Source organism: Polynucleobacter wuianus (assembly GCF_001659725.1).
Taxonomy (GTDB): domain Bacteria; phylum Pseudomonadota; class Gammaproteobacteria; order Burkholderiales; family Burkholderiaceae; genus Polynucleobacter; species Polynucleobacter wuianus.
Genome location: NZ_CP015922.1, coordinates 1,021,954 through 1,035,014 on the forward strand (window position 1 = coordinate 1,021,954; position 13,061 = coordinate 1,035,014).

General features: G+C 45.7%; 10 protein-coding genes and 1 tRNA gene. 2 read left to right on the top strand and 9 right to left on the bottom strand.

The features are described from left to right. Positions 1-16 precede the first annotated feature (16 nt). From tig to ispD, 4 genes are all read right to left on the bottom strand, one after another. Complete coding sequence (tig, locus tag A8O14_RS05375) at positions 17-1,354, bottom strand: trigger factor (protein WP_068948579.1); 1,338 nt, start codon at positions 1,352-1,354, stop codon at positions 17-19. 56 nt (positions 1,355-1,410) lie between these two features. Next, a tRNA-Leu gene (locus tag A8O14_RS05380) sits at positions 1,411-1,497 on the bottom strand. A gap of 79 nt (positions 1,498-1,576) precedes the next feature. Further along, complete coding sequence (gene ispF, locus A8O14_RS05385; protein ID WP_068949729.1) at positions 1,577-2,080, bottom strand: 2-C-methyl-D-erythritol 2,4-cyclodiphosphate synthase; 504 nt, start codon at positions 2,078-2,080, stop codon at positions 1,577-1,579. A gap of 25 nt (positions 2,081-2,105) precedes the next feature. Continuing rightward, on the bottom strand, positions 2,106-2,852 hold the full coding sequence (ispD, locus tag A8O14_RS05390) for a 2-C-methyl-D-erythritol 4-phosphate cytidylyltransferase (protein ID WP_068948580.1): 747 nt from the start codon (positions 2,850-2,852) through the stop codon (positions 2,106-2,108). Positions 2,853-2,875: 23 nt separating this feature from the next. On the opposite strand from ispD, the gene mfd reads away from it, so the two are divergent. Together mfd and serB are read left to right on the top strand one after the other, a co-directional pair. After that, on the top strand, positions 2,876-6,418 hold the full coding sequence (gene mfd / locus A8O14_RS05395) for a transcription-repair coupling factor (protein WP_068948581.1): 3,543 nt from the start codon (positions 2,876-2,878) through the stop codon (positions 6,416-6,418). A 32-nt stretch (positions 6,419-6,450) separates the two neighbouring features. Beyond that, positions 6,451-7,350, top strand: coding sequence for a phosphoserine phosphatase SerB (gene serB / locus A8O14_RS05400; RefSeq protein WP_228385116.1), 900 nt, complete (start codon positions 6,451-6,453; stop codon positions 7,348-7,350). Positions 7,351-7,355: 5 nt separating this feature from the next. Here the strand turns inward: serB and A8O14_RS05405 are convergent, their stop codons facing one another. The 5 genes from A8O14_RS05405 to phaC all read right to left on the bottom strand — a co-directional run bounded on the left by A8O14_RS05405 (position 7,356) and on the right by phaC (position 13,060). Beyond that, entirely contained in the window at positions 7,356-8,540 is a 1,185-nt protein-coding gene (locus A8O14_RS05405; RefSeq protein WP_068948582.1) for an acetyl-CoA C-acyltransferase family protein, read from the bottom strand. Positions 8,541-8,621: 81 nt separating this feature from the next. Next, positions 8,622-9,980 carry a 30S ribosomal protein S12 methylthiotransferase RimO gene (gene rimO / locus A8O14_RS05410; RefSeq protein ID WP_068948583.1) on the bottom strand — a complete coding sequence of 453 codons (1,359 nt, stop codon included), beginning with the start codon at positions 9,978-9,980 and terminating at the stop codon, positions 8,622-8,624. Positions 9,981-9,982: 2 nt separating this feature from the next. Continuing rightward, complete coding sequence (phaR, locus tag A8O14_RS05415; protein WP_068948584.1) at positions 9,983-10,543, bottom strand: polyhydroxyalkanoate synthesis repressor PhaR; 561 nt, start codon at positions 10,541-10,543, stop codon at positions 9,983-9,985. 111 nt (positions 10,544-10,654) lie between these two features. Continuing rightward, positions 10,655-11,395 (bottom strand): 3-ketoacyl-ACP reductase, encoded by a 741-nt coding sequence (locus A8O14_RS05420; protein ID WP_068948585.1) that lies wholly within the window; start codon positions 11,393-11,395, stop codon positions 10,655-10,657. 42 nt (positions 11,396-11,437) lie between these two features. Continuing rightward, positions 11,438-13,060 carry a class I poly(R)-hydroxyalkanoic acid synthase gene (gene phaC / locus A8O14_RS05425; RefSeq protein ID WP_068948586.1) on the bottom strand — a complete coding sequence of 541 codons (1,623 nt, stop codon included), beginning with the start codon at positions 13,058-13,060 and terminating at the stop codon, positions 11,438-11,440. Position 13,061 lies beyond the last annotated feature (1 nt).

The following is a 13,061-nucleotide window of genomic DNA, read 5'->3' on the forward strand; positions in this document are numbered from 1 at the left end:
TGGTGAATGGTTGAACTTAGTTTAGCTTGCTTAACTCTTCGAAGCTGATCGCCTTATCGTTAACCTTAGCAAGGGATGTGAAATGCTTGATCACATTGTCTTCTAGCACTAAGTTTTCGATATCTTTAAGGCGGCTTGGGTTGCTGTAGAACCAACGAACCACTTCTTTGGGATCTTCATAAGTAGCGGCTTGCTCATCAATTTCAGCTTTAATTTGATCGGCTGTAGCAGCGAGGTTGTTTTGCTTAACTAAGTCACCCAAGATCAGGCCAAGACGTACACGCTTGGTTGCTTGCTCAGCAAAGATTTCTACTGGAATTGGTGCATCTTTAGCATTTGGAACACCGCGTTGCACGAGGTCCTGACGAGCACCCTCAACCAAGCGTTCTTGCTCGGAAGCAACCAATGACTTTGGTACATCGAGTTCACATAATTCATTAAGCTTATCCATCACTTCGCTCTTTAACAAAGTGGTGATGCGACGCTTTACTTCGCGATCTAAATTTTGTTTTACTTCTTCACGCATCTTCGCAACGCCACCTTCAGTAACACCTAAGGAGAGTGCAAATGCTTCGTCAACAACAGGCAAATGTGCCCAGTTAACAGACTTCACAGTGATTGTGAATTCAGCGGTTTTACCGGCGACATCTTTACCGTGGTAATCCGCTGGGAAGCTTAATGGGAATGACTTGCTTTCGCCAGCCTTCAGGCCCAAGGTAGCGGTTTCAAATTCTGGGAGCATACGACCTTCACCTAGAACGTATTCAAAGTTCTCAGCTTTACCGCCAGCAAACTCAACGCCATCAATCTTGCCAACGAAGTCGATAACTACTTGATCGCCGTTTTGAGCAGCTGTATTGGCGCCGCCATCACCATGAGGACCGGCTTCGCCGCGTGGGTGGTAATGAACCTGCTGCTTACGCAACACATCAAGTGCGCGGTCAATCTCAGCTTCGCCAATGTCAGTTGTGTACTTCGTTACTTCAGCTTTACTAAAATCACCAATCTTGACTTCAGGTAGCACTTCAAAGAATGCATCAAATACTATCGTGTCAGCATCCAGCTCACTCTTAGGCTCGAGACGTGGTTGGCCGGCTAACTTAACACCCTCTTTTTGGCTTTGCTCATAGAAGAGTTCAGAAGCTTTATCAAACTGGAGTTCGAAATCTACCTGCATGCCATATTGCTTTTCAACAATATTCTTAGGCACTTTGCCTGGACGGAAGCCGGCCATTTTCATGGTCTTACCAACTTTAGCCAAACGAGCTTCACGCGCTTTTGCCAAATCGGCACGAGCGAATTCCAAAGTCATTTTGCGGTCTAACGAACCTAAATTTTCTATCTGCACAGCCATTCTCGTCTCTTAATTGAAATCTGGAAATGTGAAGTCCAAGCCAAGTAGCAATCTTGTGGTGCGAGGAGGGGGACTCGAACCCCCACACCATTTCTGGCGTCAGGACCTAAACCTGGTGCGTCTACCAATTTCGCCATCCTCGCGAATATCCGCAAACACTGCCAAGCCTAGACTTCACTCTAAAGACCATAATTCTACAATGCTTAGGGTTTTAGAGGCTTTTTAGGCCTTGTAGAGCAAAGCTACTGCATGTACGGCTATGCCCTCACCCCGCCCCAAATGACCTAAGGTTTCGTTGGTTTTTGCCTTTAGGTTCACATGGCTTGGGGTAACAGCCAAATCAGCGGCAATGTTTTTAACCATTTCGGGCAAAAAATCAGCCAATTTAGGCTTTTGGCAAATGATAGTGGCATCCACATTTCCAACATGATAGCCAGCAGCTTGAACCTTCTGCAATGCAGCTCGTAGCAAGATTCGGCTGTCCATATCTTTGAACTGGGGATCAGTATCAGGAAATAGCTGCCCAATATCATTCAAACCAGCAGCCCCCAATAAAGCGTCAGTTAAGGCATGCAATAAAGCATCGGCATCAGAGTGACCTAACAAACCCTTTTCATAAGGCACATGAAGGCCACCTAGGATTAATTTACGGTCAGCAACAAGAGCGTGAACGTCATAACCTTGACCAATTCGAAATTGTGGAATGTGTGGGTTAGCTTGAGTCATGTTGAAATCTTTAGTTAATTTATTTTTACTTACTTGCACTCAAAAGCAATTGCATTAATTCCCAATCGGCAGGATGAGTGACTTTGAAATTTCGCGTAGCACCTTCAATGAGTAATGGCTTAAAGCCCAATAATTCCATTGCGCTTGCTTCATCCGTGACATGTGCTTCAAGCCTGATAGCGTCTTCTAAGGCATCGTGTAATTTTTTCAATGCAAACATTTGCGGTGTTTGAGCCTGCCAAAGATGATCACGAGGAATCGTTTTTTCAGCATGCGGTAGATTTCCAGCAATGGCTGCATCGAGGTCTGCTAGCTTTAAGGTATCTGCTAGTGGTACAGCTAGCAAGCCTCCCGCGGTAGATTGATGAACAGCTTGAATTAACTTTTCAATAAGTGTGGGTGTGATTCCCGGTCTGGCGGCATCATGGACCAAGATCCAATCGTCCACTGCAATCCCAGCCTTCATTAATTCACCCAGGGTATTGCGAACGGTTTCTTGCCTAGTTGGGCCACCTGTTGGTAAAAAATGAATGGGTTTATTGCCCATGGCTAAGCTTTTGAGAATCGGGTTGTCGATAAAATTAGGTGAAACACCAACCCAGATAGACTCAATCTGAGGGGATTGCACAAAAGCCTCAAGGGCATAGGCCAACATCGGCTTACCAGCTAGCTCTTGAAATTGCTTTGGCAATTCACCGCCAAGACGAGAACCCATTCCTGCCGTTGGCAAGAGTGCATGGCACTTCCTAGGTGATTGGTTTGCTGAGCCCATGCCTGATTCTATAATGAGCCTAGATGTCTGATGCATTAAATCTAGCACCCCCCATACCCGCGCCACGGGCTGGGCAGCGCTTTACCTTTACGGGGCTAGTGGGATCAGCTGATGCGGCCCTCCTCGCTCAATCCGCCCTGCGTTATCGCAATGATTTCTCCGTCATGGTGGTTTTTTGTGCCCAAGCCCAGGAAGCCCAAAGACTTGTTGAAGAAATCCCAGCATTTGCTCCGCAACTGAAGGTTCGCTTGTTGCCTGACTGGGAAATCCTGCCTTACGATCATTTTTCACCGCACCAAGATTTAGTCTCAGAACGATTGGCTACGCTTTATGAATTGCTCAATGGAAGCTGCGATATTGTTTTGGTTCCAGTGACAACTGCTTTGCAACGATTAGGACCGCCGCAATTTTTATCCGGCCACACCTTTTTCTTTAGGCAAGGCGACAAACTTAATGAATCTGCACTAAGACTTCAGTTGCAACAAGCGGGATATGATCCCGTAAGCGCAGTAATACGTCCCGGTGAATACAGTATTCGCGGTGGACTCATTGATTTATTTCCAATGGGCTCAAGCCTTCCCTATCGCCTCGATTTATTCGGCGATGAGATTGAGCAAATTCGTTCTTTCGATCCGGATACCCAACGCAGTTTGTATCCAGTCAAAGAAGTTCGCTTGCTACCTGGACATGAGTTCCCTTTTAATGATGAAGCTCGCACTGCCTTTAGAGGTCGTTGGCGCGAAGTATTCGAGGGCGACCCAACAAGATGCGCAATCTACAAGGATGCCAACCTAGGTATTCCGAGTGCTGGTATTGAGTCCTACCTGCCATTGTTCTTTGAAGGGCAATCCAATTTATTTGATTACTTTCCTAGATCAGGCGATCCAGTCTGGTTAGTCAATATTGGCGATGCAGAAGAAGCGATTCGTGGTTTCTGGAAAGATACTGTATCGCGTTATGAGTTTCTTAAGCACGATTTAGATCGGCCCATTCTTCCGCCAAAAGAATTATTCCTCGATGTCGATGAATTCTTCAGCACATCTAAACCTTATGCGCGTCTTGTTTTGGATAACGAGACCAATGAAGCAAAGCAATTTCTGCCAGTACCGGATATTGCCGTTCATCGTCGAGATGCCGATCCAATTTCCCGTCTGCGTAAGGTAGTTTCTCAAGAGAAATTACGCGTTCTCATTTGTAGTGATAGTGCAGGTCGTAAAGAATCGATCCGCCAACTTCTTGAGGAAAGCAATGCTGTTGCAGGCCAAGATGGGAAGCCCTTGTATCAACTCCAACCTGAGGGCTTCGAAGGCATTGCTGATTTTATTAAGAGTGCTGCCTTATTTGGGCTGGTGACCGCCCCACTGTTTAATGGCTTCTTATGGGAAGCTGAAAACTTACTGGTTCTAACAGAGGCGGAACTATTCACCTCAACAGCTAGACAAAGGCGCAAAAGTAAGGGGTCTGAGAGTGCCGATCCAGACATGCTCTTTAAGGACTTGTCTGAACTCAAGATTGGTGACCCTGTAGTTCATACGGAGCATGGCATCGGTCGTTATCAAGGTTTAGTGCTCCTCAATCTAGCACCCCCTAAAGAAGCGCCTATTTTTGAAGAGTTCCTGCATTTGCAATATGCAGGACAAGCCACTCTTTATGTACCTGTGCAACAGTTACAAATGGTTACCCGTTATGCAGGTTCCGATCCAGATTCTGCGCCATTACATCAGCTTGGATCTGGTCAATGGGATAAGGCTAAGCGTAAAGCTGCGCAACAAATACGAGACACGGCTGCAGAGCTGTTAGGCCTTTACGCGGCTAGAGCCATTCGTAAGGGCCATGCATTTGAATTCTCGGCTCATGACTACGCGGCATTTGCAGAGAGCTTTGGCTTTGAAGAAACGCCCGATCAAGCCAATGCGATTGCAGCAGTTATCGGTGATATGACCAGCGGGACACCTATGGATCGATTGGTCTGTGGTGATGTTGGTTTTGGTAAGACTGAAGTTGCCCTACGCGCCAGCTTTGTGGCTGTCATGGGCGGAAAGCAAGTAGCCATTCTTGCACCAACCACTCTGCTTGCTGAACAGCATGTTGCAACCTGGAAGGATCGCTTTGCAGATTGGCCAGTGCGCATTGTCGAGCTATCACGCTTTAAAACTACCAAAGAAATTAATGCTGCTCTTGAGGCTATTGCTAAAGGTGAGGCCGACATCATCATCGGCACACATAAGCTGTTATCAAAAGAAACTCAATTTGCCAATTTAGGATTGGTCATCGTAGATGAAGAGCATCGCTTTGGGGTGCGCCAAAAGGATGCCCTAAAAGCCTTGCGTGCGGAGGTGGATATCTTGACCTTAACAGCCACCCCTATCCCGAGAACTCTGGGAATGGCAATGGAAGGCCTTCGCGAATTTTCTATCATTGCCACAGCACCACAAAAACGCCTAGCAATTAAAACTTTTGTTAGACGAGAAGGCGATGGCGTGATACGTGAAGCCGTCCTTCGTGAAATTAAGCGTGGTGGTCAGGTCTACTTTTTACATAATGAAGTTGAAACGATTCAAAATCGCAAACATGCCCTTCAAGAACTGATTCCTGAAGCTCGTATAAGCGTGGCACATGGTCAAATGCATGAGCGCGAACTCGAGTCTGTCATGCGGGAGTTCGTCACACAACGCACCAATATTCTCTTATGTACAACCATTATTGAAACCGGTATTGATGTGCCTACCGCAAACACCATCATCATGCATCGTGCTGATAAGTTTGGTTTGGCACAGTTGCATCAATTACGTGGTCGTGTTGGTCGCTCTCATCATCAAGCATATGCTTACCTCCTAGTGCCCGATCCTGAAGCATTAAGCAAACAAGCCCAATTGCGTTTGAATGCAATTCAGGCTATGGAAGAGTTGGGTTCTGGATTCTATTTAGCAATGCATGACCTTGAGATTCGTGGTGCTGGCGAAGTCTTGGGCGATAAGCAGTCTGGCGAGATTCATGAAATTGGCTTTCAGTTGTATACCGAAATGCTGAATCGCGCAGTTAAATCATTACGCAGCGGCAAAGAACCAGACCTGCTATCTCCATTACAGGCAACAACCGATGTCAATTTAGGGGTTCCCGCCCTGTTACCTGAAGATTATTGCCCTGATGTTCATGAGCGATTATCTCTATACAAGCGCTTTGCTGGATGCAATGATTTTTCCGAACTCATGGGTCTGCGTGAAGAATTGGTCGATCGTTTCGGTGATTTGCCAGACCAAGCGAAATCCTTTTATGAGACCCATCGCTTACGTTTAGAAATGGCTAGCTTTGGTATTAAGAAAATTGATGCTACTACAGCAGCCATTCAGATTCAATTTATACCGAATCCACCGATTGATCCGATGAAGATCATTCAATTAATTCAAACATCAAAACACATTCAATTAAATGGTCAGGATAAATTAAAGGTTCTGCCACAAAAAGACCGGGAGTTTGAGAAGCTAGAGCAACGTCTTGATGCCATTAGACAGGTTTTACGTCGTTTAAATGAGTCTGCAGTTCTAACTATCGCTAAAGCCGACTGAGCATTAGCCGAACAATCTACTATCATTTACTTATGCAAATGTATCATAAGCACCTAACTATAGTCGCCCTATCTCGAGAGCCCATTGCTGACAAGTTCATTTTTGAACTTAAAGATCGCGCTTTGCAGTTCGGTGCGACCTTGCATAGTCTTGGCGGTCAATTATCAAATGGCACCTATCAATTTGAGCGCTGGAGCTGCAATCAAGATCTTGATATAAACCAAAGAGAATCTCTTCGATCCATTGCCAATGGCTACAGAATAGATCTGTGTTTTCTAAATCCTGATCTTGTGCCACAAGATATTCGTGTTTTGGCTATAGATATGGACTCCACCTTAATCAATATTGAATGTATTGATGAGATTGCAGACTTCACGGGTAAAAAATCTGCAGTTGCACAGATTACCGAAGCCACGATGCGCGGCGAGATTAAAGATTTTAAGGAAAGTTTGCGTAAACGCGTTGCCCTGCTTGAGGGTGTTCATGCTGATGCATTAGAGGCGGTCTATCGTGAACGCTTGCGCCCCAATCCTGGGGCAATTGAGCTTTTGGCTGGTGCCAATGATCGTGGTCTCTACACCCTACTCGTCTCTGGTGGCTTTACCTTCTTTACAGAAAAGTTGCGCGAACGTTTGGGTTTTAAGCAGACCCAAGCTAACACTCTCGAAATCATAGACGGCAAGCTGACAGGTAGGGTTCTCGGAGACATTGTCGATGGGGCAGCTAAAGCAGCACACTTAGATGAAGCATGCCGTAGCCTAGGTTATTCAAAAACCAATTCAATCACTGTGGGCGATGGCGCTAATGATCTGATCATGATGAGTGGATCTGGCATCAGCGTTGCTTACCAAGCTAAACCCGTAGTCAAAGAAAAAGCCGACGCGGCTTTTGACCATGTCGGCTTAGATGCAGCCTTGCTACTAATTACTTAGTGCAATTACATGCGTTCGAAGATTGTCGCGATACCTTGACCACCACCAATGCACATTGTGACCAAAGCATATTTGCCCTGAACACGCTGTAACTCATGAATCGCTTTAGTGGCGATCGCTGCACCTGAGCAACCAATTGGGTGACCCAATGCAATCGCACCACCGTTAACGTTAGTTTTCGCAGGATCTAAACCCAAGCCTTTTGTTACCGCTAAAGCCTGTGCCGCGAACGCTTCATTCGATTCAATCACATCCATCTGATCCAATTTCAAACCGGCACGCTCTAGAGCAAGTTTGGTTGCAGGAATTGGGCCTTCACCCATGATGTGGTTAGGAACGCCAGCCACCGCATAAGAAACTAGACGTGCAATTGGCTTATGACCAGCCTTCTTCGCTGTTTCAGCATCAGCCAATACAAAGAATGCAGCGCCATCATTAATACCAGAAGCATTACCAGCCGTTACTGAGCCGCCCTCTTTTTTGAATACAGCCTTCATCTTGCCCAAGGTTTCCATTGTGGTGTCAGGCTTGCAATGCTCATCAGTATCAAACACGATATCGCCCTTGCGAGACTTAATGGTGATGGGCACGATTTGTGATTTAAAGCGACCTTCCTTAATGGCATGCGCTGCACGACGGTGAGATTCCACAGCTAAGGCATCTTGCTCTTCACGAGTCAGCTTCCATTTTTCAACGAGGTTCTCTGCAGTGACGCCCATATGACCAACACCAAATGGATCGGTCAACACAGCTACCATCAAATCGAGCATCTTCGTGTCGCCCATACGAGCACCACTACGCATTGCTGGTGAACCGTACATACCGCGAGACATCACCTCTACGCCGCCGCCAACACCATAGTCACAGTCACCCAACATAATTTGCTGGGCCGTTGTCACAATCGCTTGCAAGCCGGAGCTACAAAGACGGTTCAAAGCCATCGCTACAGACTCCATTGGGAGGCCAGCTTGAATTGCTGCAACACGGGCAACGTAAGCGTAACGACTATCCGTTGGAATCGTATTGCCAACAGTGACGTAATTAATTAATGCGGGGTCTACACCTGAGCGAGTAACCGCTTCTTTCATGACGATTCCGCCAAGTTCAGAAGGCTCAAAACTGCTCAAAGAGCCGTTGAAAGCACCAATTGCGGAACGTACTGCACTTAAGACAACAACATCACGACTCATATCAATCCCCTTATCTATGCCTAAAATTTAGGCAGAATTTGTACTTACTAAATGACACAAACAGTATTTTTATAACAATCGTCAAGTTTCGGCTATTAGGTCATGCCCTTGGGAGCTAATAACCGTTGCGCGGATGATTTCGCCTGCCCGATAGCGTTTAGAGGGCTTGCTGGGCGGTAAAACCCGCACTAAACCATCAATTTCTGGGGCATCACCGATACTTCGACCGATTCCACCCGATTCATCAACGCGATCGATGATGACCTGAATACGCTTACCCACTTTTTTAGCCAAGCGCTTAATAGAAATTTCTTCAGCCTTGGCCATAAACCTGACTCTACGATCTTCTCGTACTTGATCGGGTACCGGATTATCGAGTTGATTGGCAAGTGCACCATCGACTGGAGAGTATGCAAAACATCCCGCGCGATCAATTTGAGCTTCGTCCAAGAAGTTGAGTAGATAGTCAAACTCCTCCTCAGTCTCACCCGGAAATCCAGCAATGAAGGTGCTACGAATCACTAAATCAGGACATGCCTGGCGCCAAGCTAAGATACGCTCTAAATTTTTCTCACCGCTTGCCGGACGCTTCATTCTTTTCAAAACATCTGGATGTGCATGCTGTAATGGGATATCCAAATACGGCAAGACGCCGTAGCCATGCTCAGAGAACTGGGCCATCAACGGCAGGATGTCATCAACATGGGGATAAGGATAAACGTAATGGAGCCTTACCCATGCTTGATGTTCACGTGCAATTTGATTTAAGGCATTTACCAAATCAAACATTCTAGTTTTGACAGGCTTACCATCCCAAAAGCCCGTGCGATATTGAATATCGACACCATAAGCACTGGTGTCTTGCGAGACTACTAGCAATTCTTTTACGCCAGATTCAAAGAGGCGCTTAGCCTCTAACAGCACTTCACCGATAGGACGTGATACTAGATCACCGCGCAAATTGGGAATGATGCAGAAAGTACAACGGTGGTTGCAGCCTTCAGAAATTTTGAGGTATGCGTAATGCTTGGGTGTAAGTTTCACACCAGCAGGCGGCACCAAATCCGTGAATGGATCATGCGGTTTAGGCAGGTGCAAGTGAATGGCTTGCATTACCTCCTCGGTGGCGTGTGGGCCAGTAACGGCAAGTACCTTAGGGTGAACACTCTGAATCAGATCACTACCATCCGCATTCTTGCGAGCGCCCAAACAGCCTGTCACAATCACTTTGCCATTTTCAGCAAGTGCTTCACCAATAGCAGAGAGACTTTCCTCTACCGCTGAATCAATAAAACCACAGGTGTTTACTACGACAAGATCTGCGCCCGAATAATCTTTAGCAGTCTCATATCCCTCAGCGCTCAGCTGCGTGAGGATCAGTTCAGAATCAACAAATGCCTTGGGACATCCCAAGGACACAAAACCAATTTTTCCCGCCACAACTATTCTTTTTCAGTTTTACTAGGCTGCGGGGTAAACGGAAAGCTTCCGAACATATTGTGCGAGCTTTGCATGTGCTCTTGCATTTTGACAAATAGATCTTTGCTTTGTTCCATATAGTTGCCCATCAAACCCTGCATTAGCGGGTTCTGAAGGTTCAACATTTGTGACCAAGCTTCAGGCGTGCTGCCAGCACCTAAGCCCTTAGTCTGATCACCCAGCTTATTGTGAATATCAACGAAAGACTGCATAGTCTTCTCAAGATAATTACCCATCAAGCCCTGCATGGAGTTTCCATAAAAGCGAATGATTTGGGAAAGCATTTGGGTTGAGAACACAGGTGCGCCACCAGCCTCTTCTTCCAAGATGATTTGTAGCAAGATATTGCGTGTCAGATCTTCATCTGTTTTGGCATCGACTACCTTAAAGCTCTCATTGGTCATGACCAAACCCTTGATGTCCGCTAATGTGACATATGTACTGGTCTGGGTATCGTAAAGACGACGATTGGGGTACTTCTTAATCAGCCGATCTTCACCAGCTCTTTTGGTACGGGTAGCCATTTTTTTCCTTACTGTTTACTGCAACGCAACATCAGCATAGTTTATCTCTTGTTTGACCAAAAGGTAAATAAGCTGTGTTGCGCCCAGACAAAAACTGCGTTTCTGACGAAATTAGCCAGTATGGATACCGCCATTCAGGGAGAAATCCGCTCCAGTAGCATATCCACCATCATCAGATGCAATCCAGCAGCAAATGGATGCGATCTCATCAGGCGTACCCAAGCGCTTGACTGGAATACCCGAAACAATCTTCTCCAAAACATCTTCACGAATTGCCTTGACCATATCGGTACCGATATAACCAGGGGAAACAGTGTTCACTGTCACACCCTTAGTAGCAACCTCTTGTGCTAAAGCCATAGTGAAACCATGCAAACCAGCTTTTGCAGTGGAATAGTTGCATTGACCAAACTGGCCCTTTTGACCGTTCACGGAAGAAATATTGATAATTCTCCCCCAGTTGTTATCAACCATACCGTCGATAACCTGCTTGGTCACATTAAACAAGGAATTTAGATTGGTATCAATAACTGCTTTCCATGCATCAGGAGTCATCTTGCGGAAAACGCTGTCACGGGTAATGCCCGCATTATTTACCAATACGTCTACCCGACCCACTTCGGCTTTAACCTTCTCAAAAGCTGCAACAGTGCTATCCCAGTCAGATACGTTACCTTCAGAGGCAATGAAGTCATAACCAAGCGCCTTTTGCTCACCAAGCCAGCGGTCTTTGCGTGGTGAATTAGGGCCACAGCCCGCGATTACTTTAAATCCATCTTTTGCCAAACGTTGGCAAATAGCAGTACCAATTCCACCCATACCACCAGTTACATATGCGACTTTCTGAGACATTGCTTTCCCCTTGTAAAAAACCTTCGTTAATTATTGATTTGATTAAGCTGCTTTTTCTTTAACGTAAATACCTGGAGCAGCTTCCATCTTTTTGTGCTTAGCATTACCAAAAGTAGTGCTTGCTGGTTTTTTCTCGCCGCCAAATTGCTCTAACCATTTCGTGTAGTTAGGCCACCAACTTCCAGGAATTTGTTTGGCGCCCTCTAACCATGCCTCGGCAGTTGGCTCAATTTTATTGTTCTCAAAGTAATAACGCTTGTTCTTGGCAGGTGGATTAATGACTCCGGCTATATGGCCTGATGCACCTAAGACAAAGCGGTTCTTGCCTTTGAGAATATGGGTCGATTCATAAGCAGATTGCCATGGAACAATATGGTCCTCTTGCGATGCATACAAATAGGCAGGACATTGAATTTTGCTCAGATCAATCTTTTCGCCGCAGATAGTGACTTTGCCAGGCTTAATCAAATCATTTTGCAAATAAGTATGGCGTAGATACCAGCAATACATATTGCCTGGCAGGTTCGTTGAGTCGCCATTCCAATATAAGAGATCAAATGGTGGCGGAGAATTTCCTTTCAAGTAATTCTCAACAACATAATTCCACACCAAATCATTAGGGCGCAAGAATGAGAAAGTATTGCCCAAATCAAGACCAGACATCATGCCGTATTTACCACCCTTACCGCCGATAGTATTCTCACGAAGTTCAACCATACCTTCGTCGATAAACACATCTAAGATGCCAGTATTGGTGAAATCGAGCAAAGTAGTAAATAGCGTCAAGCTTGCAGCAGGGTGCTGATCACGTGCTGCCAAGACTGCTAAAGCTGAAGTAGTTAGAGTTCCGCCAACACAGAATCCCAAAATATTGATCTGCTCGGATTCGCCAATGTCTTGCACCACTTCAATAGCTTTAATAACGCCCTTGCCTACATAGTCTTCCCAGCTAACTTCTGCCATTGATGCATCAGGATTTTTCCAAGAGACCAAAAATACCGTATGACCTTGGGAAACCATATGTCTCACAACCGAGTTATCAGGCTGCAAGTCCAAGATGTAGTATTTGTTAATACATGGAGGCACCATCAAATAAGGGCGCTTAAATACAGTTTCTGTTAGCGGGGTGTACTGAATCAATTCAAAGAGTTCATTACGAAACACCACATGACCTTCGGTAGTGGCAATGTTTTTGCCAACCTCAAAAGCGCTTTCGTCGGTAATCGAAACTTTGCCCTTTTTCATATCACTAAGCAGGTTCACAATCCCTTTTTGAATGGACTGCCCTTGAGTACTAATGATGTTCTCAAGAACCTCTGGGTTTGTTGCTATGAAATTAGATGGCGACAAAGCATCAATCATTTGCTCTGTAGTAAATAAAATCTTCTGACGGGTCTTCTCATCAGTCTCGACAGCTTTAGCTAGAGATAACAAATGCTTTGAATTAAGCAAATAAGTTGCAGCAATCACCTTACTCCATGAGGAATGCCAAGCCTTGCCTGAGAAGCGGCGATCCTTAACTTCAATTGCCTCTGGATTGGTAGCAATATGAGCTAACTCAGTGAAATATTCTTTTTGAATTTCAGCTAAGCGCTCTTGTGGAATTAGTGCCATATGGTGCGGTGCCAAAGATGGCGTTGCACCAGTATTCATACCTGCAAACATA